The sequence below is a fragment of the Vogesella alkaliphila genome, assembly GCF_014652475.1.
GTDB lineage: Bacteria > Pseudomonadota > Gammaproteobacteria > Burkholderiales > Chromobacteriaceae > Vogesella > Vogesella alkaliphila.
Genome location: NZ_BMYW01000010.1, coordinates 75,681 through 100,340, shown reverse-complemented (window position 1 = coordinate 100,340; position 24,660 = coordinate 75,681). Strand labels below are relative to the sequence as shown.

Below are 24,660 nucleotides of genomic sequence, written 5' to 3'. Positions count from 1 at the left end.
TAGTGTAGCGGCCCCTGAATCGGAACCTAGGCTATTCGGGGCATGTCTTCCTGAAAACCATGACTGCCGGAGCTCCCATGATCCTGAGTATGACAGGCTTTGCCTCTACCGCCCGTGAATTCCCGGGCGGCCTATTATCCATTGAACTGCGCGCGGTGAACCACCGCTACCTCGACGTGCAGATGCGGCTGCCGGAAGAGCTGCGCGTGATCGAGGCGCAACTGCGCGAGCTGATCGCCGGCCGCGTCACCCGCGGCAAGGTGGAGTGCCGCGTCGGCATCAGCCAGAACGACAACGACAACCAGCAGCTGGAGCTGAACCCGGACATGGTGCAGCGCCTGCTGGCGATCAGCAACCAGGTCAAGGCCATCGCGCCACAAATGCGCGAGCTGGGCATGGGCGAGCTGCTGCGCTGGCCGGGGGTGCTGAAATCCAACTCGCTGCCGCCGGAAGTGCTGCAACAGCTGTGCCTCGACGGCCTGAAGGTGGTGCTGGAAGACTTCCGCGCCACCCGCGGCCGCGAAGGCGAGAAACTGGCACAGGTACTGCGCGACCGGCTGGAGTCGATGGCGCAGATCATCAGCGACATCAAGCCGCGCCTGCCGCAGATCCTGGACGCCTATCGCGCCAAGCTGTCGGCACGGCTGCTGGAGGCGCTGGGCAATGTCGACGACGACCGCATCAAGCAGGAATTCGCGCTGTTCGCGCAGAAGATCGACGTCGACGAGGAGCTGGAACGCCTGAGCACCCACATCGCCGAAATCCGCCGCATCCTGAAGACCGGCGGCCAGGTCGGCAAGCGCCTGGACTTCCTGATGCAGGAACTCAACCGCGAGGCCAACACCCTCGGCTCCAAGTCGGTCGCCACCGAAACCACGCAGGCCTCGGTGGAACTGAAGGTGCTGATCGAGCAGATGCGCGAGCAGATCCAGAACGTCGAGTAAGCGTTAGTCACCGAAACGCGGACGCTGTTGCGGCCAACCTTGTAGCAAGGTTGGCCGCAATTTTTTCAGCGCGGATCAGTCATTGTCCTGCCAGATCAGGCGCGCGATGGCGGAAGAGTCCAGCTCGCCCTCGCCGTTGGCCACCAGCTGGTCGATCAGGCCGGCGACACGCGCGGCCTCCGGCAGCTTGATGCCCAGCGACGCCGCTGTGTCCAGCACGATGCCCATGTCCTTCTGGTGCAGCCTGGCCTTGAAACCCGGCGCGTAGTTGTCGTCGATCATGCGCTGGCCGTGCACATCCAGTACCCGGCTGCTGGCAAAGCCGCCCAGCAGCGCCTCGCGCACCGGCGCCGGGTCCACGCCGCAAGCCTTGGCCAGCTTCATCACTTCCGCTACCGCCGCCACGCCGACGCCGACCGCGATCTGGTTGCAGGCCTTGGCCACCTGACCGGCACCGCTGTCGCCGATATGGGTGATGGTCTTGCCCATCGCCTGCAGCACCGGCCGCGCGGTGGCCAGCGCCGCCGCCTTGCCGCCAACCATGATGGTCAGCGTGCCGTTGATGGCGCCGACTTCACCGCCGGACACTGGGCAATCGAGGAAGTCGATGCCGCTGGCGGCCAGCCTGGCGGCGATCTCGCGCGCGCCGATCGGCGAAATGGTGCTCATGTCGACGCACACCAGCCCCGGCCGCGCGCCGTGCACCACGCCGTGCTCGCCCAACAGCACCGCCTCGACGTCGGCGGTATCGGAGACATTGGTCACCAGCACCTCGACGTTGGCCGCCAGCGCCTGCGGGCTGTCCGCCCAGTGGGCGCCCTGCGCCAGCAGCGGCTCGGCGCTCTCGCGCCGCCGTGCCCAGACCCAGACCTCATGTCCGGCCTTGAGCAGGTTTTCCACGCACGGGCGCCCCATGATACCCAGACCGATATACGCAACTTTCATCATGTTCCTAAGCAGAGAAATGCAAGCCGGCCAGTCGCCGGCTCAGGATGCAGGAGGCTGGCGCTGCGCCAGCCACTGTTCGAAATTCATGTCCTTGCCGGTGGCCTGGTGTTCGAGGAAATACAGGAAGGCGAGGATTTCGGCCACCGCGCGATACAGCTCCGGCGGGATGTGGCTGTCCATGTCCACCTGCATCAGCAGGTTGACCAGTTCCGGCGAGTCGTGCACGAAGACGCCGGCTTCCTTCGCCTGCTCGATGATGCGCTCGGCCATGCGGCCATAGCCCTTGGCCACCACCTTTGGCGCCGCGCTGTCCTCGCTGTAGCGCAGCGCGACCGCAGAACGGCGATGCTCAGGCTTCATCGTCGGCCCCGTGCTTGACCAGCAGGCTGGCCAGCGCCAGACCGGCGCCCTCCAGCGCCGAGCCCAGCCGGCTGCGATACTGTTCGATCAGCTGTGCGGTTGCCGCATCATCGGCATCGAACACCACCTGCACCTGCTTGCCCACCATGCGCAGCCGCGCGCCAACGTCACCCAGTGCCGGCAGCGCCAGATTCAGCCGCGTTTGCCACACCGGCAGTTCCAGCTCGCCATTCGCTTCGCGCTCGGCGATTTCCTCGCGCTGGATTTCCCAGTCCACCGCCTGTCCCGGCCACGCCTGCCCCTGGAACACCAGCACTTTCTGCTCGTGCACCTCCAGCTGCTTCTGCACCAGCTGCCCCAGTTCCGACGACAGCCCGGCCCGGCCCTCGTGCAGCAGCCTGGCCTGCGGCTCCAGCTTCAGTTCCTCCAGCGACAGGCGGCCATCGACCCACGCCCGCTGGTGCGACTCGTAGAAGACGCCGCTCTTTTCCACCGACTGCCGCAGCTGCTCGCCGGCACCCGGCGCCGCCGGATCGGACAGCAGGGTCAGGCTGCCGCGCGCCACCGACTGCGTTGCCGCATCCAGCAGGCCGTTCAGATAGCGACCGGCCGAGGTAAAGGCGACCGGCGCCGACTTCTCGTCCGGCAGCGCAGCGAGGCGCAACAGGTCGAACTGCAGCAACGGCGAGGTCGCGCCCACCCGCAACAGCATCGGTTCCTTGGTCAGCAGGCCGTCCGCCGGTGCCTTCAGGTTGAACACCGCATTCTTGATCAGCACCATCGCGCTGCCGTCTGCCAGGCGCTCCGCCAGACGGCCGGTGACCACCTCGCCACGAGCGAGATCGGGCAGCCGTCCCGGCTGCGACAGGGTCTGCAGCGCGGTGCTGCTGTCGTCCTGCAGCGCCGCCGATACCGCCCGCGCCAGCTCGCTGCTGCGCAGCGCCGTCGCCGGGTCCTGCAGCACGTCCAGCAGGTTGAAGGACAAGGGAGGCCCGGCGGTCACGCGCAATGACAGCGCATTGCCGTCGGCGCTCATGCCCTTGGGCAGGCTCAGCACGAAGGCCTCGCCCTTGATGGTGGCGGCCAGCTTGCCGTCCGGCAGGCGTTCGGTGATATGGGCGGTAACGGTCTCGCCGGACTGCAATGCCGGCAAGCGGGCGGGCGAAGAGGCAACCTCGATCGGGCTGCGCGTCGTCTCGCGACCGGGACGCTGGGCAACAACCGTCGACGCCTCGGCCGCGCCGGTCGACTGTTTGCCCGGCGCCAGAATCGGAGGCAGGGAAATCATGAAGTAGGACTATTGCGGTACAGCGACAGGATCAGCTCGGCCTCGCTGCGGGAAATGCCGCAGCGCTCGGCGACATCGGCACTGCCCAGGCCGCGCTTGAACATTTCCACCGCCTGACTGTAGGGGCTGATGCCCTCGCTGCTGGCGGTCGGCAACTGCTGGCGCGGCTCCTGCTCGGCCACTTTCTGCTGTGCCAGCAGCGCAATGTCCTGGATATTGCGCTGTGCAGCCGCCAGCTGCTTTTGTAGCTGCTCATGACTGACCGCCTCGACCGCGCGCTCGGACTCGATGCGCAGCAGCCGCTGCCACAGGTAAAAAATTGCGACAGCCTGCGCGATCATCAGGCCAATCAGCAACGTGAGATAAATGGTCATGATCACGACTCCGGTAACACGGACACCCCCTCAGGCTCAGGCAAAGGGTGGATGTCCTCAAGCTTGTTGATGCTGGCAGGGTAACGATCACAAGCGATGCCGGCCTGCCCTCTGTCATCCAGGAACACGGTACGGTACGGCAACACTGTTTTTAATATGGCACGCAATCGGCAGGATAACAGCGCCGTTTACAGCTCGACCACAACGCGCCAACCCCGTGCCCGCACGGCATAACGGCCCCTGTCAGGGGCTGCTCTTGTAGGCGGAGAGCAGGTTCTGCCGCGTCTTCAGCAGCGCCAGTTCCGGCTGCAGCTGCCCTTTGCTGGCGGCGACCTGCTGGGTCAGGGCTTGCAGCAAACGCTGCGCGCCGAGCAGCTCGGCCAATACTTCGTCATGCGCGGCGGCGGGCAGCGCCGACAATGGCGACAGCGTCGCCTGAGCCGCCACCAGCTGCTCCGCCAGCTCGACCGCCCGCTCCCAGTCCTGCGCCTCGACCGCTGCCGACAGCGTTTTCGCCAGCGACAGCCAGGCGCACCAGTCTTCCGCCAGCTCAGGCTGCGCCATAGACTTTTCCTGCGTCACCCGGCGCACTGCCCTGCGCGTTGGCCGGCACTCCGATCTGGACCCAGGCATCGCGGATTTCATTCAACAGCGCGCACACCTGATCCAGCAGCGCGGGATCGTTAGTGATGTTCGCCTGAAACAACTGGCGGGTGCAGTATTCGTAGAGCTGGTCAAGGTTGGCCGCAATGTCGCCGCCCTTCTCGTGATCGAGCGCCAGGCGCAAGCCTTCGTCCACGATCGAGATCGCCTTGCCAATCAGCATGCCCTTGTCGGCCACCTGCCCGGCCTCCATCGCGATCTTGGCGCGCCGGATCGCCTGCAACGCGCCATCCAGCAACATGAGCACCAGTTTATGAGGGGTCGCTACCAATACTTCGGTCTCAAGTGCGGAGCGACCGTAAGCGGCCTGCATATGCCTAGAAAGTGCCATGATGAAGCCTTAATCGATGTTATCCGGTTCAGGAAGAACTCTTCTGCATGCTGCTGATTTGCTGGGTCAGGAACGAGCTGCTGGCATTCAGTTGCGCCAGCAGGCGGTCCATCGCATTGAACTGGGCCTTGTAGCGGGCCTCAGTTGCCTCCAGGCGCTTGGCCATGGTGTCCTGCTGCTTCTGCAAGTCTTTCAGCGACGCGTTCAGGCCCTTGTTAAACGAGTCCAGCGTGCCATTGGTGCCGAGCATCCCCTCCAGCTTCTTGTCCAGACCGAAGGAGAAACCCTGGGTGTAGGTCAGCGAGCCGCGGTCACCGATGGTACCACCGCTGAGCTCGATGGTCAGGCCTTCCACCGGGGTGCCGACCGCCCCGATCAGCTTGTTGCCGTCACCACGTGCCGCGTAACCGCCGATGGTACCGGCCACACTCGCCGAGCCGGCGACACCGCTAGCGGCGGCAAAACCGGCAAAATCCAGGCCACTCAGCACGTTGACCTTGGAGTCGGTGCCGGTCTTGACCGAAGAAATCAGCAGTTTGCCGCTGTCTTCGTCCACCGTGACCGAGACCTGCCCCTTGGCCGCCACCAGGCCGGCATCGCCATTGATGGCGGTCTCCAGTGCCTTGGCCAATTCGGTGGCACTGTTATAGGTGCCGGTAACCTGGGCGTTGACGGTCGTGTTGTCGATCATGACCGAAAACGCGTTGGTGCCGGAGACCGGCAGCGTCGGCACGCTGCCAGCCTGATTGTAGCCATTGGTCAGGGCGCTGACGGAGACCTCGTAGCTGCCGGCCACGGTCTTGTCGGTACTCGACACATAGGACATGCCTTTGCCATCGACCTGGGCACCGGTGGCAAAAAACTTGGCGACGTCATCGGGCGAGGCTTCGATCGCCTTGCTCAGCTTGCTCGAATCCAGGCTCAAGGTACCATCCTTGGCGAAAGCGAGTCCCAGCTGGCTGGCAACCTGGTAGCTGCCGCTATTCTTGGTGGCCGCGCCAAATGCGGCACGCAATTGCGTTTCGATGCCACGGATCGCCGTCACGCCGCTCAGCGGAGACGACGAGCCGGCCTCGCCGGGCGCCGTGCCGGGTGTCGAGGCCGTCGTCTCCTTCAGCACCTTGGTAAAGTCGTTGTACGACTTCACGAAGTCTTCCAGTGTTTTCTTGATGCCGGCAGTGTCGCGGCTGACATTCATCTTCAGCGCCGCATCGCCCGCTTCCTGCTCTTTCTTCAGCGTCAGCGTCACGCCATCGATGGCGTCGGAGACGGTGTTGGACTGCTTGGTGATTTTCAGGCCATCGACGTAAAACACCGCATCCTTGGCCGGCTGCAACACCGTCATGGTCGTTCCCGCCGGATCATGGGTCAGGTTCGCCAGTGGCGAGCTGCCACCGCCTGCGGCCGTGACCTTCAGCGTGCTCTCGGTGCCGGTCTTGCCGGAGGAATAGATCAGCCGGTAACCGCTACCGTCATTGACGATGCTGGCGCTGACGCCGATATTGGCCTTGTTGACCGCATCCCGTACCTGTTCGAGGGTGGCATTGGCCGGAATCTTGACATCTTTCTGGGTCGAGCCGGAGAGCGGCGTGAAGGTGGCGCCGGAGGTGGTGCCGAAGGAAAAACTGAGCGTCTCCTCGGTCGCACCGTTGATGGCGGTCTTGCTGCTGGCGAATACGCTCGACGACAGCTTCTGCGCTGCGGCCAACGTTTCCACCTTCAGGCTGAAGCCGCCCACCGGTGCCTTGGCGCCGGCGCTGATCTCGGCCACATCCTTGTCGGAGGACGACGAAGACAGCGTCTGGTACTTGGCCGGATCCTGCAGCGCCTTCAGCGCGGCCTGGAACGACGCCAGGCCACTCTTGACCTGGCCGACCGCCGAGATCTTGCTTTCGAAAACCTGTTGCTTCTGCTGCAGCTTCAATAAGGGGCGGGTTTCAATATTCATCAGCTTGGAAACCAGGCTGTCAATATCCATCCCGGAACCAAGACCGCTCGAACTCAATGCCATGATATTTCTCCCGCCATTATTCAGTCGCAGGGCCTGCCGGCACTACGCTTGCTGCTGCCAAAATTACGCCTTGCTCTGATACAAAACACCGACCAGCTTGTCCAGATTCTTGGACATTTCCAGCACTTCTTCGGTCGGGATCTGGCGGATCACCTTGTCGGTGTGCTTGTCGATCACCTTCACGATCGGCACGCCCAGATCCTCATCGATGGAGAAGTTCAGTTCGCTGGCGAAAGTGGCGACCAGCTTGCTGATCTTTTCCGTAGCCTGCGCCAGCTCTTCCTTGTCCAGCACGTTCTTGCCCTGACCACCGGCAGCGGCACTGGACAACGCTTGCACCGCACCGGCAGAGACCGGTACCGTCGGAGCGCTGGCTTGCTGGGCCGGCAACGGCGCTGCGCGGCTGCTGCTGTCGGGCAAGGCGGTGGTAACCGGCGTGGTAACCGGTGACAGTGGCGATAATGACGACATAGTACACCTCCAAGACGAAAAGCCTGGCGTGGGGGCCACGCCAGGCACGCTGGATTACAGGAGGGCCACACGCCCTCACGCACCTTGATTAACGCAGCAGCGACAGGACTTGCTGTGGCAGCTGGTTGGCCTGCGCCAGCATGGCGGTACCCGCCTGTTGCAGCACCTGGTTACGGCTCAGTTTAGCTGTTTCTGCGGCAAAGTCGGTATCCTGAATACGGCTACGCGAGGCACTCAGGTTCTCCGACGACGACTGCAGGTTGGAGATGGTGTTCTCGAAGCGGGACTGCAGGGCACCGAACTGGGCGCGCTGGCCGTTGATCGCCTGCAGCGCGGAGTCAACGATCTTGATCGCTTTCTGGGAGTTGGCGAACGAAGTCACGTCCAGCGAAGCCACCGTTTGCAGGGTCGAGGAACCACCCAACACGAAGCCGGAGCCGGCATCAGTCGTCGAGAAGCTCTTGTCCGAATCCAGGCGAACGGTACCGTTCACATACGACACACCACCGGCAGCCGCAGCGGCATCAGCAGCGGTCAGGGCGGCGGCAGCGTTGGCTGCGGTGCCATCCGAACCGGCCACGGTGTAACCTGCGGTGTTGAAGTCGGCACCCGCAGCACTGCTGTTGGTCAGGCTGATGTCGTTGCCGGTGGCATTAGTCAGCTTGATGCCGCCATACTTGCTGTCGTATTCGGCGGTCACACCGGTCTTGCCGGAAGCAGCGTTAAAGGCATTGATTGCTTCGGTCAGGTCGTTGGAGCTGGTAACTGTGGCGCCGGTGGAGAAGGACACGCGCACGGCGGTACCGTTATCGGACACCACATCTACCGCATAGGACTTGCTGGCCACAAAACCGGACAGGTTGGCCTCGGTCTTGGCGGTAGCATTTACACCGGTCTGGCTGCTCAGGTTGTTGATGCCCTGGGCAATCGACTTGGCTGTGTCACCAGCCACAGTGGTATAGGTGGCAGTACCCTGCGAGCCACTCACCGCGATGGCCTTGGCAGCCGTCAACGCGGTGGCGTTACCGGCAGCCGGAGCGGCAACGGACAGGTTGTTGTTACCGTAGTTGCTGGTGCGGAAGTTGGAGCCAGAGGCCTGGATGGTCTGGTTGGCGTTGGCGCCGACCTGGAAGGTCAGGGTGCCGGAGGTACCGTCCAGCAGCTTCTGGCCGTTGAATTCGGTGGTCTGGGAAATACGGTCCAGTTCGGAGGTCAGCTGGGTCACTTCGGACTGCAAAGCCTGACGGTCGGAAGCCGAGTTGCTGGAGTTGGACGACTGTACGGCCAGCTCACGGATACGCTGCAGGATGTTACCGGCGGAGGACAGGGCACCTTCGGCAGTCTGCGCCATCGACACGCCGTCGTTGGCGTTGCGGCGGGCCTGGTCCATGCCGCGAACCTGACCGCCCATGCGCTCGGAAATGGCCAGACCGGCGGCGTCGTCTTTGGCACTGTTGATGCGCAGGCCGGAGGACAGACGCTGCAGCGAGGTGGACAAGGCGCTTTGGGAACCGGACATATTACGCTGCGAGTTCAGCGAAGCCACGTTAGTGTTGATGGTCAGCATGGTTGCTCCTTGGAATCATCAATCTGGGCGTTGTACCAGCCGGCCCCGTGCCGCTGCTACCGCCTTCCCTAGCTTTATCGGACCGTCGAAAGAAAGCTTTAGCAATCCGGTGAAAATTTTTAATCAGGCAGCAACAACAGCCAGTGCTCCGGCTTCACCAGGCCCGCCTGCTCGAAGCCGGCCATGCAGGAAGGCAGGTAGTTTTCCTGGTGAATGCTGGTTCTGTAAAACAGGTACACCAGTTCGATGACTTCCTTGGCCGCAAGCTGACGCTGCCTTGCTGCGGTCAGGCCCACCAGCCAGAAACGCAACAGCAGGTACTCCATGCTCAGCTGCTGCACATCCTGCACCACCCGTCCCTGCAGCGGAAAGTAGCCGGTATGGGCGTGATTGAGCAGGATGCGCCCCAGCCATTGCTCGACCTCGGCCGACAGCGCCGTCGCAGCGAAGGTCTGGCACAGCACCGCCTCATCCGCCTCCGCTTGCCCCGCCCCCAGCGCCTGCAAGGCTTCATTAATCAGCGCCAGGTAACGCGGGCGATTGAAGTGCAGATCGGCCCGCACCCGGCTGGCTGCGGCCAACGTTTTGATGTGCAGCTGCTCGTGGCGCTGCCAGCCTTGCAACGCGGCAAGTGCCTGCCCGTTCTGCAGCTGTTGCTGCCAGTCGAGCAGCAGCGCCGTGATGTCGTCCAGCAATACCGCGCCGGAAGCCGCATCGAAACGCTCCACCGTCTGCTGCAAAGACTCCGCGATCAGCAGTTGCAAGGCCAGTCTTTGCCACAAGGGCACGTCCGCGGCCGCCAGAATGGCGAGGAAAAATGCCCGCACCTGCTCCATTTCCGGGCTGGCAATCGCCGCCGGGATACTGGCAATCGTGCTGGCGCGGGTAGGCAGTTGCAGCTGCTGCAACTGCAAGGCATGCTCGTTTTCAATGATCAGCCGTGCGATTTCCGGGCAGGACGGCGAGGCAAACTGCTCCAGCACGCCGGCGACCGACTTGGTGACGCGGGGGTAAGCGGCGCAGACATCGGGCAACATCTGCTCGCCACACTTCTTGTGAAGACTGCAAAGCCCCTCACCATCCAGCAATTCGCAGCGTGCATGGTCTTCGGTACTCACCGACAGGAAACCGAAATCCTTGCTGCCGCTCTTGCCGGAACCGCGATGCAAGGCTTTGCTGATCAGCGGCTTCAGTTCTTTATCCGGCAGGCTTTGCAAGCGCAGATAGGTTTCATGCTCGACCGGAATACGCCAGCCATAGCAGCAGGTGTCAGGACACGACGGACCAAGACAGGAAAACTGCGCCAGGTACGCGGGGGCGATCATGTTCTTCAATTGGGTTTCTGCCATCGTCTCGTTCCTGAATTCCGGTAGTTACTCATTTTGCCAGTTGCGTCAGCACGGCCAGTAGCTTGCTTACCCCCTGCTCGAACACCGTCTCCGGCAGGGCAACCGTCTCGCCACTATTGCCCTTGCCGGCCGCCCAGTTCACCACCAGGCTGAGATTGGCGTAGGGCAGCGCCAACTCACGCGCCAGTGCCGCCTCCGGCATGCCGGTCATGCCGACCATGTCGGCGCCGTCCCGCTCGATACGGCGGATTTCCGCCACACTCTCCAGCCTCGGACCCTGGGTACAGGCATAGACCGCGCCGTCGATCACGCTCAGGCCGGCCTCACTGCTGGTCTGCACCAGGCGGGCGCGCAGCTCGCGGTCAAACGGCCAGGTGAAGTCGACGTGCACCACCGGCTTGTCCGGCCCCTCGAAGAAGGTGTGCTTGCGGCCCCAGCTGTAGTCGACAATATTGTCCGGGATCACCAGGCTGCCCGGCACCATGTCCGGTCGGATGCCACCGACGGTGCCGATAGCAATCACGCCCTTGACCCCGACACTGTGCAGGGCCCAGATGTTGGCGCGGTAGTTGATCTCGTGCGGGGCGATGGAATTGCCGTAGCCGTGGCGGGCAATGAACACCACGTTCTGCATGCCGATGCGGCCGAAGGTCAGTGCGCAGGACGGATCGCCGTACGGGGTACGCACAACCTGACGATGGGTGACTTCGAGAATGGGCAATTTGGCGAGGCTACTGCCTCCGATGATGGCGAGCATGACGTTCTCCTTGTTATGGCTGCTCTGTGCCGAATTCTAATCCGCAGGCATGGAAAAAGCCCGCAACATTTACGGTTGCGGGCTTGCCGGGGTGGCGCGCCAGGCTTACTTCAGCGCGTGGATGGCCGGCAGGTTGCGCCAGGCGCCGCGCACGTCCATGCCGTAGCCGAACACGTAGCGGTCCGGCACGTCGATGCCGACGAAGTCGGCCTTGATCGGCTTGTCCTTGCTGATCAGCTTGTTGGCGAACACGCCGCTGTAGAATGCCTTGGCACCCATGGCCAGCACCTTGTCGCGGATCGCCGCCATGGTGTGGCCTTCGTCCAGGATATCGTCCAGCACCAGCACCACGCGGTCGCGCACGTCTTCCTTCGGCGCGGTCTTCCACACCAGCTCGCCGCCCTGGGTCTTGTCGCCGTAGCGGGACACGTGCACGTAGTCGAAGTCGAGCGGGAAGATCAGCCGTGGCAGCAGCTGGCCGGTGAACACCACCGCCCCGCCCATCACCGACAGTACCAGCGGGTAGCTTTCCCCCAGTTCGCGGGTGATGTCGGCCGCCATGCGGTCGACCGCCGCGTTCACTTCCTCGGCGGTAAACAGGATGTCCGAGCTGTTCAGGATGCCACGGGCTTCGGCAACATTAGCCATGATATGAGTCCTTATTCAAAAAAACGGCACGCCGCCTTAGAGCCTGTCCACGATCTGCTGCGCCTTCGTGATCCTGCGTTGGAATAGGCCAAAAAATGCTCATGGACACCACGTCCACTGCGCTTTTTTGGCCCATTCCGCCTTGTCTGACTTTGGCTCGCAAGATCGTGAACACGCTCTTACACGACAGGCGGCGTGATGGATGGGTTTGCGCTCAGTCGCGCGGCAGGGCGGACAGGAAGGCGGCAAACTCGCTGCCGACTTCGTGGTGCTTGAGACCGTACTCCACCGTGGCCTTGAGATAGCCCAGTTTCGAGCCGCAATCGTAGCGCTTGCCGGCAAACGGATAGGCCAGCACCGGCTCGTCCTTCAGCAGCGCGGCGATGCCGTCGGTGAGCTGGATTTCGCCGCCGGCGCCCGGCACGGTATTGAGCAGCTTGTCGAAGATGCGTGGCGTCAGGATGTAACGGCCGACCACCGCCAGGTTGGACGGCGCCACGTCCGGGTGCGGCTTCTCCACGATGCTGGACACCTGCTGACGGCCCTTGCCATCGGTAGCCACCTCGACAATGCCATAGGAGCCGGTTTCCTCGCGCGCCACGGTTTCCACGCCCAGCACCGAGCTGTGGGTCTCGTTGAACACGCGCACCATCTGCTCCATCGCGCCCGGCTCGCCGTCGATCAGGTCGTCGGCCAGGATCACCGCGAACGGCTCGTTACCGACCACCGGCTTGGCGCACAGTACGGCGTGGCCCAGGCCCAGCGCTTCAGCCTGGCGGATGTAGATGCAGCTGACGTTGGCTGGCAGGATCTCCTGCACCGTTTCCAGCAGTTTTTTCTTGTTGCGGTTTTCCAGCTCGGTTTCCAATTCGTAAGCCTTGTCGAAGTGGTCCTCGATGCTGCGCTTGTTGCGACCGGTGATGAAGATCAGCTCGGTGATGCCGGCGGCCACCGCCTCTTCCACCGCGTACTGGATCAGCGGCTTGTCCACCACCGGCAGCATCTCTTTCGGGCTGGCCTTGGTAGCGGGCAGGAAGCGGGTGCCCATGCCGGCCACCGGGAATACCGCTTTGGTAACTTTTTGCATGATGAGTCTTGTTATCCGGACAACATGTTAAGTAGCGGGCAATTGTAGGCGTTTTATCGCCGCCGCTCTAGTTTTGCCTGCCGTCACGACGCCAGCAAGGCCAGCAGGGCGGCCTCGTCCAGCACCGTCACGCCCAGCTCCAGCGCCTTGTCCAGCTTGCTGCCCGCCTCGGCGCCGGCCACCACGTAGTGGGTCTTCTTCGACACGCTGCCGGACACCTTGCCACCGGCGGCCTCGATCAGCGTCTTGGCCTGGTCGCGGCCCATGGTGGGCAGCGTGCCGGTCAGCACGAAGGTCTTGCCGGCCACCGCCTCGTTCTGCGGCGCGGCCTCGGCCTGCGGCACCCCGGCCAGCAGCTCGCGGCAATAGTCGGCGATGGCCTGCAACTTCGCACGGTTGGCCGCGTCGTCCAGCCAGTCGGCCAGCGCGTTCACCACCTCGGCCGGCAGGTCGAGCTGGATGATGTCTACGCGCGGCATTGCGGCCAACATCGCCGGCTCGCCCTGCTGCGCCGCCAGCTGCTGCGCGCGCACCTCGGTCAGTCGTGGCACGCCGAGACGGGCATACAGGTTGGCCGCAGCCAGCTTGTCGCGCAGCTGCGCCTTGGGACGGTGTTCGCCAACGATCTTAATAGCGTTATCCGGGTTATTTGAATTATTGAGCAGCTTCTCGATTACTTGCTCGTTCTGTTCCTCGGCAAAGAATTCGACAATGGCATCGGCCACCACGCCACCGATATCCGGCAGTGCCGCCAGCACCGCGCGCGGCGCACGGCACACATTGTCCAGCGTGCCCAGCCAGTCGGCCAGCGTCTTGGCGGTGGATTCGCCGACGTGGCGGATGCCCAGCGAAAATAGAAAGCGGGCCAGTGTTGGCTTTGCACTGGCTCTAATCGCCTCAATCAAATTATCCGCCCATTTGGTAGCCACCTTGCCAGCCTTCACCGTTTCCGGCGTGATGCCTTCCTGCTCGTCGGCGCGGCGCTTCATCTCCAGCAGGTCATCCCGCGTCAGCCGATACAGGTCGGCCACGCTGGCCACATAGTCGAACTCCACCAGCTTGTCGATGTAGCGCTCGCCCAGGCCGTCAATGTCCATCATGCGGCGGCCGGCAAAGTGCTGGATCGCCTGCACCCGCTGCGCCTTGCACACCAGCCCGCCGGAGCAGCGTGCAATCGCTTCGCCTTCCTCGCGCACCACGTGGCTGCCGCATACCGGGCAGGCGGTGGGCAGGCGGTAGGCCGGGTATTGCGGCTCCTCGCTACTGCTGAACAGGTCGCCGCCCAGGGTTGGCCGCATCGGGCGCTGGTCCAGCACCACCGACACCACTTCCGGAATCACGTCGCCAGCGCGGCGCACGATCACCGTGTCGCCGACGCGCACGTCCTTGCGCCGCACCTCGTCCTCGTTGTGCAAGGTGGCGTTGGTCACCGTGACGCCGCCGACGAATACCGGCTGCAGCCGCGCCACCGGGGTGATCGCCCCGGTGCGGCCAACCTGCTCCTCGATCGCTTCCACCCGCGTCAGCGCTTCCTCGGCCGGAAACTTGTGCGCAATCGCCCAGCGCGGCGCGCGCGACACGAAACCCAGCCGCGCCTGCAACGCGCGACTGTTCACCTTGTACACCACGCCGTCGATCTCGAACGGCAGCGCGGCGCGCTGCGCCAGCACGCCTTCGTAATAGGCGGCGAGACCCGCCGCGCCCTGCACCACCGGGCGCAGTTCGTCGGCCACCACCGGGAAGCCGAGTTCGGCCAGCCAGTCCATTTCGCCGGCGTGGCTGGCCGGCCAGTCGGCGCCCTCCACCTGTGCGATGGCGTAGGCGAAGAACGACAGCCGGCGCTGCGCGGTGATGCGCGAGTCCAGCTGCCGCAGGCTGCCGGCAGCGGCATTACGCGGGTTGGCGAACGTCTTGTCGCCGCGCTCGCGCTGCGCGTCGTTCAGGCGCTCGAAGTCGCGCTTGAGCATCAACACCTCGCCGCGCACCTCCAGCAGCGCGGGCACGTTGGCCGCAGCCAGCTTCAGCGGCACCGAGCGCACGGTACGGATATTGGCGGTGACGTTCTCGCCGCTGCTGCCGTCGCCGCGGGTGGCGGCCTGCACCAGCACGCCGTCGCGGTACAGCAGGCTCACCGCCAGGCCGTCGAACTTGGGCTCGGTGGCGTACTCGACGTTGGCCGCAGCGAGGTCCTTGCTGACCCGCTCGTCGAAGGCGATCAGCTCGGCGTGGCGGCTGGCAAAGTCGTCATGCTGCAGATCGGAAAAGGCATTGGACAACGACAGCATCGGCACCGTGTGGCTGACGCTGTCGAAGGCCGGCAGCGGCGCACCACCGACGCGACGGGTGGGCGAGGCGTCACCGGACAGCGCCGGACAGTCGGCCTCCAGCTGCTGCAGCTCGCGGAACAGGCGGTCGTACTCGGCGTCCGGCACCGTCGGCGCATCCAGCACGTAGTACTCGTGGTTGTAGCGCTCCAGCAGCGCGGCCAAGGCTTGCGCGCGCTGGCGCTGTTCGGAAGTGGCTTCGGTCATGTTGCGGCCCCGGAAATGCAGCACGCCGGCAAGGGCCGGCGTGCGGAAACAATGAAACGGCAGGAATCAGGCGAACAGGCGCAAGGCGGCGACACTGCCCGGTGCGATGCCGCGGTCGTCCATATTGCCGTAGATACGCACCAGCTGCTCGCGGATCTTCAGCAGGCCGGCTTCGCTCAGCTCGCGGCGGTTGTCGTCGACCAGGCGCGCGTCGAATTCCTGCGTCAGCTGCAGCGCGAAGGCGATGGCGCGGTCGAACACCGCGGCGCCGCCAGCCACGCGCGGCACGTCGAACAGCAGCGTCAGCGCCGGGAAGGACTTGTCGAGCAGGTTGTGCAGCATGAACGGCGTCTGGTCGGCCGAGGCCAGCGAGTACAGTGAGTTGCCGGAGTCGGCCAGGTAGTGGAACTGGCCGTCCGGCTCCAGCTGCAGCCCAGCGGCCTCGGCCACGCTGCGCAGACGCGCGCCGGGAATGGGCGCCGTCGGCACGATATTGATGCCGATCAGCACGTCGACGTCGGCACAGAAGCGGTCCAGCTCGCGCGCGGCGACCAGCTTCTGCTGGCGCTGCGGGAAGCTGACCTGGGCATCGAACTGCTCGGCGTAGTGGTTGATCTGCTGACAGAAGCTGGCCAGCTCCTGCTCGGTGACCGCGCCGCTGCGGTCGACCAGCTGCAGGCCGAAGTTGACCTGCTTGTAGCGGGTGCCCGGCAGCAGTTCGGCCGGCGTCCACAGCCCGCGCTCGCTGCGCAGGATGGCCTGCACCCGCTTGGCGACATTGAAGCGCGGCAGCGACGACAGCGTCAGCGGCCGGCTGAACACCACCTCGGCGATGAAATCCAGCGACGGGTCCAGCAGCGCCACCACCAGCGCCTGGTGGTCGGCGGCATCCATCGCCACCACCTCGTCGTCCTCTTCCGGCTGCGGCTCGCTGGCGGCGGGCGGCGGCGTGAAGGCGTGCAGCGGCGGGGTGTCGTTCAGGTAGGCGGGGGTGTCGTCCTCGTCCTGCAGCAGCACCGGCTCCAGCCGTTCCTGCTTGCCGTCGCGGACATGATTCTTGGGCACGTCCAGCAGCACATCGGCGTGATGACGTGAAAAGGCCTGGCGGGTCCGCTTGCGAAAGCGCCATTCCTGGTATGTATTGAAGGCGAACACCAGGGCGATGACGATCCCCCCCAGCATCAGCAAGCCTATTTGTATGTCGCTCATCGAGCCTTATCCACTGCTGTGGCCATTATTCAGGACAGTATTATAACAAACGTCGCAACGCAAACGGTGACCACCCTCGCGTCATCGGCCATTCTCTATCGAAATGGTGGTCCATTTTCCGGTTTTGCCGGCCAGAAGCGTAATTTTCACGAAAAAACCGCCAGCGGCAGCACCCCCGGCTACGACTCGTCGAGGCGGAAGCGCACCGGGATGTCGATGCTGGCCGCCACCGGCTGCCCGCCCTGCCACGCGGCGTCGAAGCGCCAGCTGCGCACGCCGTCGCGCGCGGCGCGGTCTAGGCGGACGAAACCGCTGGAGCGCAGCAACTGCACCTGCTCGAACTCCCCGCCGGCGCCGACCGAGATGCGCAGCAACACCACGCCCTCCTCGCCCAGCTCGCGCGACAGCGCCGGATAGGGCGGCTTCGGCGAAAAGCGTACCCGCACCGCGCGGCTTTCGCCCGCCTTTTCCGCGCCGCCGCCAGCCTTGCCCTCGGCCGCGGCCGGTGCCGTACTGGCAGTCGCAAGGTTGGCCGCAGCGTTGCTGCCGGAGCCGCTACTGCTGCCGGCTGGCGCGGCAGCGCTAGTCACGGTGGCCTTGCCGGTCGCCGGGGCCGTCGCGGGCAGTGTTGCTGCCGGTAGCATGGATGGCGTGGATGGCGTGGATGGCGTGGATGGCGGCGGCGCGGCGCGGCGCGCAGCCGCAGCCGGAGCCGGAGCCGCCGCTGGCTGACGAGGCGCGGCCGGCGCCACGGCGCGGTCGCCGCCACGCGGCGCCGTCATCACCGCCGCGGCGGGTAGCGACGCGGGCAGCAACAGCACCTGCAAGGGCGGCGTCAGCGCCGGCAGCGGGCGGAACTGCCAGGCAAACGCGGCCAGCAGCAGCGCGTGCAAGGCCAGCGACAGTAGCAGCGCCAGGCGCATCGCTCAGGCCGTTTCGCGCATTTTCAGCGCTTCGACGATGTCCACCGCCACGATGCGGCTGCAACCCTGCTCCTGCATGGTCACGCCGACCAGCTGCTCGGCCATCTCCATGGTCAGGCGGTTGTGGCTGATGTACAGGAACTGCGTGTGCGCGGCCATCTGCTTCACCAGGTCGCAGAAGCGGCTGGTATTGGCGTCGTCCAGCGGCGCGTCCACCTCGTCCAGCAGGCAGAACGGCGCCGGGTTGAGGCTGAACAGCGAGAACACCAGGCTCATCGCGGTCAGCGCCTTCTCGCCGCCGGACAGCAGGTGGATGGTGCTGTTCTTCTTGCCCGGCGGCTGGGCGATGATCTGGATGCCGGCCGACAGCAGGTCGTCGCCGGTGAGCACCAGCTCGGCGCGGCCGCCGCCGAACAGCGTCGGGAAGAACTCGCTCATCTTGGCGTTGACCGCGTCGTAGGTGGTCTGCAGCATGTCGCGGGTTTCGCCGTCGATCTTGGCGATCGCCTCTTCCAGCGTCGCCATCGCCTGCAGCAGGTCGTCGGTCTGGCCGGCCAGATACTCGCCGCGCTTCTGCGCCTCTTCCAGCTCCTGCAGCGCGGCGAGGTTCACTGCGCCGAGGCCCTCGATGGCGCGCGCCAGCCGTGCGATCTCCGCCGCCAGCGCATTCGGTTTCACGCTGTCGTTCAGGTGCGGCAGCAGCGCCGCTTCGTCCGCCTCGGCGGTTTTCAGTTCCTCGTCGAAGCGCTCCACGTTCAGTCGCGCCTCCTGGTGCTTCAGCAGCCAGTCCGAGCGCGCCTCGCGCAATGCCGGCAGCGCGGCGCTGACTTCCTGCTGCTTTTGCGTGTGCTGGCGCAGGGTCTCGGTCAGCGCGTTGAGCTGGTCGCGTGTCGCGGCCAGGGTCTGCTCGCGCGTTTCGCGCAGCACCAGCGCCTCTTGCAGCACCTCGTCCGGCGCCGCCTCCTCCACCGTTTCCGCCTCCATCGCCAGCGTTTCCAGGCGCTCGGCCAGTTGCTGGTCGCGGTCTTCCAGTTCGCGCGCGCGGCGCGCCAGCTCGGCCACCTTCTGCTCGGCGGTGTGCTGCGCCAGCTTGATCTCGTGCAGCATGCGCTCGGCGTCGCGCGTCTTGTTGCGCGCCAGCTCGAGGCCGGTTTCGGCGTTCAGCCGCGCCAGCCGCGCGTCTTCCAGCTGTTCGGCCAGCTCTTCCAGCTGCATCGCGTTTTCTTCGGCCAGCAGCTCCGCTTCCGCGATGGTTTCCTGCGCCGTGTCGCGCTCGTCGCGCAGGCGCTGCTGTTCGGCGCGGATGGCCGCCAGCCGCGCCGCACCCTGCCGCGCCGCCTGCTCCAGCTTCACGTGCTCCAGCGTCACCGCGTTCAGCTCCGCCTCCAGCCGCGACACGGATCCCTTCTGTGCGCGCACCGCCTCGGCCAGCATGCCCAGCATCGACGCCACGCTGTCACGCCGTTTCCGGGTGCTATCAATCTGCGGCTGCACCGCGGCCAACCTTTCTGCCGCCGCGTCGCGCGCCGCCTTGCGCGCCATCATGCCGTCGCCGGCCTGCGCGGCGTTGAAGCGCACGCTGACCGCGCTGACGCGGTGGCCGTCGGGGGTGACCCAGCATTCGCCGGCGGCCAGCTCGCCGCGGCGGGCGATGGCATCGTCTAGCGTGTCGGCACAGTAGACGCCGGCCAGCCAGTCGGCCAGCGCGGCGGCAAACGGCGCGCCGGCACTGACCACGGCCAGCAGCGGCTGGCGGCCAAGGTTGGCCGCAACGGCGGGCATTGAGGAGCCATCGACCAGCGCCAGCGGCGCCGGCGGCAGCGCGCCGGGCAAGGCGGCGGCACGGGCGGCGAGGCTGTCGCCGAGCACCACTTCCACCGCCGCGCGCCACTGTTCGTCCACCTGCAGGCTCTGCCACAGCGCCGGCGCGCCGTCCATCTGCTGCGCCGCCAGCCAGCCGGCCAGCTGCTCGCCGGCGGCCTCGCGCGCCAGCACCGCGTCCAGCGCGGCGACTTCAGCCTCGGCGCGGGCGGCGTCGGTATGGAGTTCGTTCAGCGTCTTGTCCAGCTGTTCGCGCTCGCTGCCGAGATCGGCCTGCTTGGCCTCGTCTGCGGCCAACCTGGCGCGCACCGCGTCCAGCGCCGCCTGCGCGCGCGCGACCTCGGCCTGCGCCGCTTCCAGCACGCCGCTGTCGGGCAGGTTGAGGTCGTGCAGCTCGCGGCGCAGCGCGTCTTCGCGCCCGGCCAGCTGCTCGATGCTGCGGCGCAGGTGTTCGCCCTGCTGTCGCGCGAGATCGCGTTCGCGGGTGAGGTTGGCGATCTGCGCCGTCATCTGCGCCAGGCGCTGGTCGGCGACGCGGAATGCGGCCTCGGCACCGGGCAGGCCGTCGGCGCCGTCTTCCAGCCCCATCTGCGCCTCTTCCATGCGCATCTGCGCCTCTTCGCGCCGCGGCAGCCAGTCGTCCAGCTCGTGCTCGACCTGTGCTTTCTGTTCCGCCAGCTGCTGGCGTTCGTTGCGGGCGCCGGCCAGATCGCGCTCCAGCCGCTCGCGGCTTTGCAGGCGGTGGCGCTGCTGCTCTTCCAGCCGCGCCAGACTGGCGTTGGCCTCGAACAGCGCCTGCTGCGCCTCGTGCACCGCGTCGCTGGCGGCGTAGTGCGCCTCGCGCACCGTCTCCAGCTCGGTTTCGAGGTGGGTGTGCGCCGCTTCCAGCGCGGTTTCTTCGGTCTCGATGCGCGCCAGTTCGCCGCGCGCGGCGGCTTCCTGCCGCGCCGCTTCCTCGCGTCGCGCCAGCGCCAGCAGGTTCTGCTTGAAGGTCAGCGCGCCGCGCATGTCCTGGTAGTTGGCCGCGACCTCGGCCTGCTCGGTCAGGCGCTCGACCTGCCGCGCCAGCTCCAGCTTGAGGTCGTCGATGCGGGTCAGATTGTCGCGGGTGTCGGAGAGGCGGTTTTCGGTTTCGCGGCGGCGCTCCTTGTAGCGCGACACGCCGGCGGCCTCTTCCAGGTAGGCGCGAAGCTCTTCCGGCCGCGCCTCGATGATGCGCGAGATCATGCCCTGCTCGATCACCGCGTAGCCGCGCGCGCCGACGCCGGTGCCGAGGAACAGGTCGGTAATGTCGCGGCGGCGCACCTGCTGGTTGTTGATGTAGTAGCTGGATTCGCCCTGCCGCGTCAGCACGCGCTTGATCGACACCTCGGCGTACTGGCCCCACGGCCCGGTGAGCTGGCCGTCGCCGTTGTCGAACACCAGCTCCACCGAGGCGCGCGACACCGGCTTGCGGGTGCTGGAGCCGTTGAAGATCACGTCCTGCATCGATTCACCACGCAGCTGCTTGGCGGACGACTCGCCCAGCACCCAGCGCACGGCGTCGATCACGTTGGACTTGCCGCAACCGTTGGGGCCGATCACCGCCACCAGCTGGCCGGGAACGGCGATGCTGGTGGGGTCGACGAAGGACTTGAAGCCCGCCAGTTTGATGTGAGTGAGGCGCAAGGGGTATCCAGCTCAGGAGAAATCGGTCGGCCATTTTAGCAAGCAACCGCGCCGCTGCGGCCAACCTTTACCGGCCGGCGGCCCTGGCGCGCGATCCGGGTGGCGCTTTTGTGCGATGTGCTTTGCCGGCCATGACAATGGTTGCCATAATGCAGCCATGGATACGCTGACCCTTGCACATCATTTTCTGATCGCCATGCCCAGCATGACCGACCCGCTGTTTGCCAAAAGCATCGTCTACATTTGCGAGCACGGCGAGCAGGGGGCGATGGGCATGATCATCAACAAGCCGTCCGGCCTGGTGCTGGCGCAGCTGCTGGAGCAGATCGACCTGCCGCTGGCCAACGACGAGGCCAATACCGTGCCGGTGCACTTCGGCGGCCCGGTGCAGCCGGACCGCGGCTTCGTGCTGCACACGCCGATCGGCAACTGGCAGTCGACGCTGACCATCACCGACGACCTGGCGCTGACCACCTCCAAGGACATCCTGCAGGCGGTCTCGGAGGCGCAGGGCCCGGACAAGCTGCTGGTCAGCCTCGGCTATGCCGGCTGGGAAAAAGGCCAGCTGGAAGAGGAAATCGCCGCCAACCAGTGGCTGACCGTCGCCGCCGCCGACTGGGTGATCTTCGACACCCCGAGCGAGGCGCGTTTCGACAGCGCCATCAAGCTGCTGGGCTTCGACCCGTCGCTGCTGTGCACGGACGCCGGTCATGCATAAGGGCACGCTGCTGGGCTTCGACTTCGGCGAGCAGCGCATCGGCGTGGCGCTGGGCGAACCGGAATTGGGCATCGCCACCCCGCTGGCCACCATCAGCAGCGACAGCAACGAGGTGCGCTTTGCCGCCATCGGCAAGCTGATCGAGGAATGGCAGCCGACCGGTTTTGTCGTTGGCCTGCCGACGCACATGGACGGCAATGCCCACGCGCTGACCGCGTTATGCCGCAAGTTCGCGCAGCGCCTGCACGGCCGCTACCGCCTGCCGGTGTGGCTGGTGGACGAGCGGCTGACCTCGGTGATCGCCGAGAGCCTGCTGGAGGAGGCCGGCGTGCGCGGTCGCAAGCAGAAGCCGGTGCTGGACCAGGTGGCGGCGCAGGCGATCGTGATGGCCTGGTTCGAGGAACCGGGCGAGCGCCTCGGTTGAACCGGCCCCTCACGCAAAAAAGCCCGCGGCACGTGCTGCGGGCTTTTTGTTTGCTTGCGGCCAGGGTTGGCCGCAACGGATTAACGGCGCTTGGCGGCCTTGGCGACACGCGCCTCGCGCTCCAGGCGCGCGGCTTCCTTCTCCGCGGCGCGCAGGACCGCGGCTTCCTTGGCCGCCTTTTCCCAGGCTTTCCACTCGTCCGGCCGCTCCAGCGTCAGGCGCCCGATCGCGCCGCTGCGGAAGTCGGTGAGGATGAGTTCGGCGGTTTTCTGGATGTTGATGCGGCCGCCGGGCAGCATCGCGCCGCGCTTCTTGCCGATCAGCTCCATCACCTGCCAGTCCTGCAGGCCGGCGATGTCGCCGATGTGGTAGCGCGCGTCCAGCTCCTTGCCGTAGTAGCGCATCAGGTAGGCCAGCAGCTCCAGCGCCACTTCCTCCTCGTCCATCGCGTTGCGGCCCACCGCGCCGCTGGCGGCGAGGTTGTAGCCGCCCTGTGGCACCACGATCTTCGGCCACAGCATGCCCGGGGTATCGAACAGCTCGATCTCATCGCACAGCATGATGCGCTGCTGACCCTTGGTGATGCCCGGCTCGTTGCCGGTCTTGGCGATGCGGCGGCCGGTGATGCTGTTGATCAGCGTCGACTTGCCGACGTTGGGAATGCCGCAGATCACCACCCGCAGCGGCTTGTCGATGGTGCCACGGTTGGGCGCCACGTCCATGCAGGCCTCGATCAGCTTTTGCGCCGGCGACTTCTCCGAGGCGTCGAGGCCGATGGCGATGGTGCCCGGCTTGCGGTACCAGTCCAGCCACTGCCGGGTGACGGCCGGATCGGCCAGATCCTGCTTGTTCAGTACCTTGATCGACGGCTTGCGCTTGGCCAGCTGCGCGATCATCGGGTTGGCGCTGGAGGCCGGCAGGCGCGCGTCCAGCATTTCAATGACCACATCGATTCCGCCAAGACGCTCTTGCAGCTCTTTCTTGGCTTTGTTCATGTGTCCGGGGAACCATTGGATGGCCATGTATTATCGCTTTCGTAGTGGGTCGAGCAGCGATGACAGCCCGTTGTGATCCAACTCCTGCATCAGCGCCAGCAGGCGGCCGATCTCGCCCGGCGGAAAGCCCTCGCGGGCGAACCAGTTCAGGTAGTGCCCGGGCAGGTCCGCGATCACGCGGCCCTTGTACTTGCCGTAGGGCATCACGCGGGTGACGAGCAGTTGCAGATGTTCGGGGTTCATCGCGTTCATTCAAAAATCAGCCGCGCATTGTGCCAAAGCTGTGGCCAATGCGCAGCAAGCATTCACTGCGGCAGCGGTCGGCGGTCGTTAAACGCCAGAAACCCGCGCACGATGCGGTACACGTACCACACCCACACCGCAAAACCGGTGACGACGCCCAGCCCCAGCAGCAGAGTCAGCGGCCAGGAAACGGCGAAGCCGATCAGCGCCCACCAGAAGGTGCGGATCTGCCAGGCAAAGTGGCTTTGCCACTCGGTGCCGGCGGCCTCATCGCGCTTGAGGTAGTTGATGATGATGCCGACGATGGCGGTGACACCGACAAACAGACTCAGCGCCTGCAGCGCGTACACCACCAGGGTCAGGGTTTTCAGTGTGTCGTCGGCGCGGGGTACGCGCTGCAGATAACCGTCGTCCATCTCTTCTCCCGTTCGAGCATGGCTAACAAAACCGTTACGCGGCGGCACTGCCGTCACGCCAGGCTTTGTTAGCCATGCTGCTTGTCTGCACCGGCATCACGCCAGCTTTGCCAGTGCCTGTTGCACCCGCGCCAGATGCGCGCCCAGCTGGCGGCGCAGTGCCAGCGACTGCGCCACCGGCGACGCCGTCACGCTCAGCAGCTGCTCGCCGTGACCGTGGGTGCGCCACGGCCGCGCGCCACAAAACAGCGCGAACGAGCGCAATAGCGGGCAATCCAGTGCCAGTTTACGCGATAGCTGCTGCAAACGCAGGTTTACCGCGTCCATCAGCGCCAGTTCGTGGCTGGCCAGTTCCAGATGCTGCAACGCGAACACCAGCACCCGCGCGGCCAGCCAGTCGGCGCGTTGCGGCGAGCGGCCGCCGGCCGACAGGTAGGCCAGGCTGCGCACCTCGGGGAACAGCGACTCAAGCACTGCCGGGGTCTGCTGCCCGGCAAGCAGGGCTTGCAGGCGGGCGACCGGGTTGCCGGGAAGATGCGAGCCGTGCTCGACGTCGCTGACGATGCACAGCACGCTGCTGATGCCGTGTTTTGCCGCTGGCAGCTGCCAGGAACGATGATTTTCCATGTTCGGACTCCGTTGGGTGCCGCAAACCGGAAACATTGGAACAGCCCAGAAACACCAATGCCGCCAGAGTGCGGCGGCATTGATCAGGGATTCGGGGGTAAGGCTTATTCAGCCCGTGACGCATCCTGGTGCCGCCAAAGAAGTGCGGTAACCATAATAATAAGCGTGGGACACGAAACGGATAACAGTAGCCATAGCGGACGATGATGCGCCCGCGCGGCGGCGGCTGTCAAGCGGCGTCGCCATTTGAGCCGCGCGCGATCGCGCAATACAATGCGTCATTCCTG

The 24,660-nt window shown here is 65.4% G+C and carries 24 protein-coding genes; 3 read left to right on the top strand and 21 right to left on the bottom strand.

Annotation, left to right across the window (positions count from 1 at the left end; all coding sequences use genetic code 11):
• The first annotated feature begins 77 nt into the window (after positions 1-77).
• Positions 78-944: a YicC/YloC family endoribonuclease gene (locus IE100_RS13850; RefSeq protein WP_229800385.1), complete on the top strand. Its 867-nt coding sequence runs from the start codon at positions 78-80 to the stop codon at positions 942-944.
• A gap of 75 nt (positions 945-1,019) precedes the next feature.
• Here IE100_RS13850 and IE100_RS13845 read toward each other — a convergent pair whose 3' ends face one another.
• From IE100_RS13845 to smc, 17 genes are all read right to left on the bottom strand, one after another.
• Positions 1,020-1,892, bottom strand: a complete 873-nt coding sequence (locus IE100_RS13845) for an NAD(P)-dependent oxidoreductase (protein ID WP_229800384.1) — start codon at positions 1,890-1,892, stop codon at positions 1,020-1,022.
• A 39-nt stretch (positions 1,893-1,931) separates the two neighbouring features.
• Complete coding sequence (locus IE100_RS13840; RefSeq protein ID WP_189374944.1) at positions 1,932-2,252, bottom strand: EscU/YscU/HrcU family type III secretion system export apparatus switch protein; 321 nt, start codon at positions 2,250-2,252, stop codon at positions 1,932-1,934.
• Positions 2,242-3,540, bottom strand: a complete 1,299-nt coding sequence (gene fliK / locus IE100_RS13835) for a flagellar hook-length control protein FliK (RefSeq protein WP_189374943.1) — start codon at positions 3,538-3,540, stop codon at positions 2,242-2,244. Before fliK ends, IE100_RS13840 begins: the two co-directional genes overlap by 11 nt.
• Positions 3,537-3,914, bottom strand: coding sequence for a DUF2802 domain-containing protein (locus IE100_RS13830; protein WP_189374942.1), 378 nt, complete (start codon positions 3,912-3,914; stop codon positions 3,537-3,539). The genes fliK and IE100_RS13830 overlap by 4 nt, the downstream gene beginning before the upstream one ends.
• Positions 3,915-4,157: 243 nt before the next feature.
• Positions 4,158-4,478 carry a hypothetical protein gene (locus IE100_RS13825; protein WP_189374941.1) on the bottom strand — a complete coding sequence of 107 codons (321 nt, stop codon included), beginning with the start codon at positions 4,476-4,478 and terminating at the stop codon, positions 4,158-4,160.
• The gene (gene fliS, locus IE100_RS13820) at positions 4,465-4,908 is read right to left on the bottom strand and encodes a flagellar export chaperone FliS (RefSeq protein ID WP_189374940.1); all 444 of its coding nucleotides are present in this window, start codon (positions 4,906-4,908) and stop codon (positions 4,465-4,467) included. Before fliS ends, IE100_RS13825 begins: the two co-directional genes overlap by 14 nt.
• Before the next feature lie 28 nt (positions 4,909-4,936).
• Positions 4,937-6,919: a flagellar filament capping protein FliD gene (gene fliD / locus IE100_RS13815; RefSeq protein ID WP_189374939.1), complete on the bottom strand. Its 1,983-nt coding sequence runs from the start codon at positions 6,917-6,919 to the stop codon at positions 4,937-4,939.
• A 63-nt stretch (positions 6,920-6,982) separates the two neighbouring features.
• Positions 6,983-7,249 (bottom strand): flagellar protein FlaG, encoded by a 267-nt coding sequence (locus IE100_RS13810; RefSeq protein ID WP_189374938.1) that lies wholly within the window; start codon positions 7,247-7,249, stop codon positions 6,983-6,985.
• Positions 7,250-7,478: 229 nt separating this feature from the next.
• Entirely contained in the window at positions 7,479-8,957 is a 1,479-nt protein-coding gene (locus tag IE100_RS13805; RefSeq protein ID WP_189374937.1) for a flagellin N-terminal helical domain-containing protein, read from the bottom strand.
• A 119-nt stretch (positions 8,958-9,076) separates the two neighbouring features.
• Positions 9,077-10,306, bottom strand: a complete 1,230-nt coding sequence (gene fliB, locus IE100_RS13800; protein WP_189374936.1) for a flagellin lysine-N-methylase — start codon at positions 10,304-10,306, stop codon at positions 9,077-9,079.
• A 28-nt stretch (positions 10,307-10,334) separates the two neighbouring features.
• On the bottom strand, positions 10,335-11,063 hold the full coding sequence (locus IE100_RS13795) for an S-methyl-5'-thioinosine phosphorylase (RefSeq protein ID WP_189374935.1): 729 nt from the start codon (positions 11,061-11,063) through the stop codon (positions 10,335-10,337).
• A 105-nt stretch (positions 11,064-11,168) separates the two neighbouring features.
• A complete protein-coding gene (locus IE100_RS13790) occupies positions 11,169-11,711 on the bottom strand; it encodes a hypoxanthine-guanine phosphoribosyltransferase (RefSeq protein WP_189374934.1) in 543 nt (180 codons plus the stop codon).
• A gap of 214 nt (positions 11,712-11,925) precedes the next feature.
• A complete protein-coding gene (gene galU, locus IE100_RS13785; RefSeq protein WP_189374933.1) occupies positions 11,926-12,798 on the bottom strand; it encodes a UTP--glucose-1-phosphate uridylyltransferase GalU in 873 nt (290 codons plus the stop codon).
• Positions 12,799-12,881: 83 nt separating this feature from the next.
• Positions 12,882-15,329, bottom strand: a complete 2,448-nt coding sequence (gene ligA / locus IE100_RS13780; protein ID WP_189374932.1) for an NAD-dependent DNA ligase LigA — start codon at positions 15,327-15,329, stop codon at positions 12,882-12,884.
• Positions 15,330-15,395: 66 nt separating this feature from the next.
• Positions 15,396-16,538: a cell division protein ZipA C-terminal FtsZ-binding domain-containing protein gene (locus tag IE100_RS13775; RefSeq protein ID WP_189374931.1), complete on the bottom strand. Its 1,143-nt coding sequence runs from the start codon at positions 16,536-16,538 to the stop codon at positions 15,396-15,398.
• Between the two features lie 179 nt (positions 16,539-16,717).
• Positions 16,718-17,461 carry an energy transducer TonB gene (locus IE100_RS13770; RefSeq protein WP_189374930.1) on the bottom strand — a complete coding sequence of 248 codons (744 nt, stop codon included), beginning with the start codon at positions 17,459-17,461 and terminating at the stop codon, positions 16,718-16,720.
• A gap of 3 nt (positions 17,462-17,464) precedes the next feature.
• Entirely contained in the window at positions 17,465-20,950 is a 3,486-nt protein-coding gene (gene smc / locus IE100_RS13765; protein ID WP_189374929.1) for a chromosome segregation protein SMC, read from the bottom strand.
• Positions 20,951-21,107: 157 nt separating this feature from the next.
• On the opposite strand from smc, the gene IE100_RS13760 reads away from it, so the two are divergent.
• Together IE100_RS13760 and ruvX are read left to right on the top strand one after the other, a co-directional pair.
• Positions 21,108-21,668: a YqgE/AlgH family protein gene (locus tag IE100_RS13760; RefSeq protein WP_189374928.1), complete on the top strand. Its 561-nt coding sequence runs from the start codon at positions 21,108-21,110 to the stop codon at positions 21,666-21,668.
• A complete protein-coding gene (ruvX, locus tag IE100_RS13755; protein ID WP_189374927.1) occupies positions 21,661-22,092 on the top strand; it encodes a Holliday junction resolvase RuvX in 432 nt (143 codons plus the stop codon). Before IE100_RS13760 ends, ruvX begins: the two co-directional genes overlap by 8 nt.
• Positions 22,093-22,172: 80 nt before the next feature.
• On the opposite strand, the gene ylqF is transcribed toward ruvX, so the two are convergent.
• From ylqF to IE100_RS13735, 4 genes are all read right to left on the bottom strand, one after another.
• On the bottom strand, positions 22,173-23,114 hold the full coding sequence (gene ylqF, locus IE100_RS13750; protein WP_189374926.1) for a ribosome biogenesis GTPase YlqF: 942 nt from the start codon (positions 23,112-23,114) through the stop codon (positions 22,173-22,175).
• Positions 23,115-23,117: 3 nt separating this feature from the next.
• Positions 23,118-23,330 (bottom strand): DUF3820 family protein, encoded by a 213-nt coding sequence (locus IE100_RS13745; RefSeq protein ID WP_047968423.1) that lies wholly within the window; start codon positions 23,328-23,330, stop codon positions 23,118-23,120.
• A 62-nt stretch (positions 23,331-23,392) separates the two neighbouring features.
• Positions 23,393-23,746 carry a DUF4870 family protein gene (locus IE100_RS13740; RefSeq protein WP_189374925.1) on the bottom strand — a complete coding sequence of 118 codons (354 nt, stop codon included), beginning with the start codon at positions 23,744-23,746 and terminating at the stop codon, positions 23,393-23,395.
• 96 nt (positions 23,747-23,842) lie between these two features.
• The gene (locus IE100_RS13735) at positions 23,843-24,373 is read right to left on the bottom strand and encodes a hypothetical protein (protein WP_189374924.1); all 531 of its coding nucleotides are present in this window, start codon (positions 24,371-24,373) and stop codon (positions 23,843-23,845) included.
• Positions 24,374-24,660 lie beyond the last annotated feature (287 nt).

What these genes read in the sequence shown, in the direction of transcription:
- IE100_RS13770 (WP_189374930.1), bottom strand. Translation starts at nt 17,461, where the DNA reads ATGCGCCTGGCGCTGCTACTGTCGCTGGCCTTGCACGCGCTGCTGCTG.
- ruvX (WP_189374927.1), top strand. Translation starts at nt 21,661, where the DNA reads ATGCATAAGGGCACGCTGCTGGGCTTCGACTTCGGCGAGCAGCGCATC.
- IE100_RS13830 (WP_189374942.1), bottom strand. Translation starts at nt 3,914, where the DNA reads ATGACCATTTATCTCACGTTGCTGATTGGCCTGATGATCGCGCAGGCT.
- IE100_RS13735 (WP_189374924.1), bottom strand. Translation starts at nt 24,373, where the DNA reads ATGGAAAATCATCGTTCCTGGCAGCTGCCAGCGGCAAAACACGGCATC.
- IE100_RS13850 (WP_229800385.1), top strand. Translation starts at nt 78, where the DNA reads ATGATCCTGAGTATGACAGGCTTTGCCTCTACCGCCCGTGAATTCCCG.
- IE100_RS13775 (WP_189374931.1), bottom strand. Translation starts at nt 16,538, where the DNA reads ATGAGCGACATACAAATAGGCTTGCTGATGCTGGGGGGGATCGTCATC.
- IE100_RS13825 (WP_189374941.1), bottom strand. Translation starts at nt 4,478, where the DNA reads ATGGCGCAGCCTGAGCTGGCGGAAGACTGGTGCGCCTGGCTGTCGCTG.
- IE100_RS13795 (WP_189374935.1), bottom strand. Translation starts at nt 11,063, where the DNA reads ATGCTCGCCATCATCGGAGGCAGTAGCCTCGCCAAATTGCCCATTCTC.
- IE100_RS13740 (WP_189374925.1), bottom strand. Translation starts at nt 23,746, where the DNA reads ATGGACGACGGTTATCTGCAGCGCGTACCCCGCGCCGACGACACACTG.
- IE100_RS13805 (WP_189374937.1), bottom strand. Translation starts at nt 8,957, where the DNA reads ATGCTGACCATCAACACTAACGTGGCTTCGCTGAACTCGCAGCGTAAT.
- ligA (WP_189374932.1), bottom strand. Translation starts at nt 15,329, where the DNA reads ATGACCGAAGCCACTTCCGAACAGCGCCAGCGCGCGCAAGCCTTGGCC.
- fliK (WP_189374943.1), bottom strand. Translation starts at nt 3,540, where the DNA reads ATGATTTCCCTGCCTCCGATTCTGGCGCCGGGCAAACAGTCGACCGGC.
- ylqF (WP_189374926.1), bottom strand. Translation starts at nt 23,114, where the DNA reads ATGGCCATCCAATGGTTCCCCGGACACATGAACAAAGCCAAGAAAGAG.
- fliS (WP_189374940.1), bottom strand. Translation starts at nt 4,908, where the DNA reads ATGGCACTTTCTAGGCATATGCAGGCCGCTTACGGTCGCTCCGCACTT.
- IE100_RS13745 (WP_047968423.1), bottom strand. Translation starts at nt 23,330, where the DNA reads ATGAACCCCGAACATCTGCAACTGCTCGTCACCCGCGTGATGCCCTAC.
- IE100_RS13760 (WP_189374928.1), top strand. Translation starts at nt 21,108, where the DNA reads ATGGATACGCTGACCCTTGCACATCATTTTCTGATCGCCATGCCCAGC.
- galU (WP_189374933.1), bottom strand. Translation starts at nt 12,798, where the DNA reads ATGCAAAAAGTTACCAAAGCGGTATTCCCGGTGGCCGGCATGGGCACC.
- IE100_RS13845 (WP_229800384.1), bottom strand. Translation starts at nt 1,892, where the DNA reads ATGATGAAAGTTGCGTATATCGGTCTGGGTATCATGGGGCGCCCGTGC.
- fliD (WP_189374939.1), bottom strand. Translation starts at nt 6,919, where the DNA reads ATGGCATTGAGTTCGAGCGGTCTTGGTTCCGGGATGGATATTGACAGC.
- IE100_RS13790 (WP_189374934.1), bottom strand. Translation starts at nt 11,711, where the DNA reads ATGGCTAATGTTGCCGAAGCCCGTGGCATCCTGAACAGCTCGGACATC.
- IE100_RS13840 (WP_189374944.1), bottom strand. Translation starts at nt 2,252, where the DNA reads ATGAAGCCTGAGCATCGCCGTTCTGCGGTCGCGCTGCGCTACAGCGAG.
- fliB (WP_189374936.1), bottom strand. Translation starts at nt 10,306, where the DNA reads ATGGCAGAAACCCAATTGAAGAACATGATCGCCCCCGCGTACCTGGCG.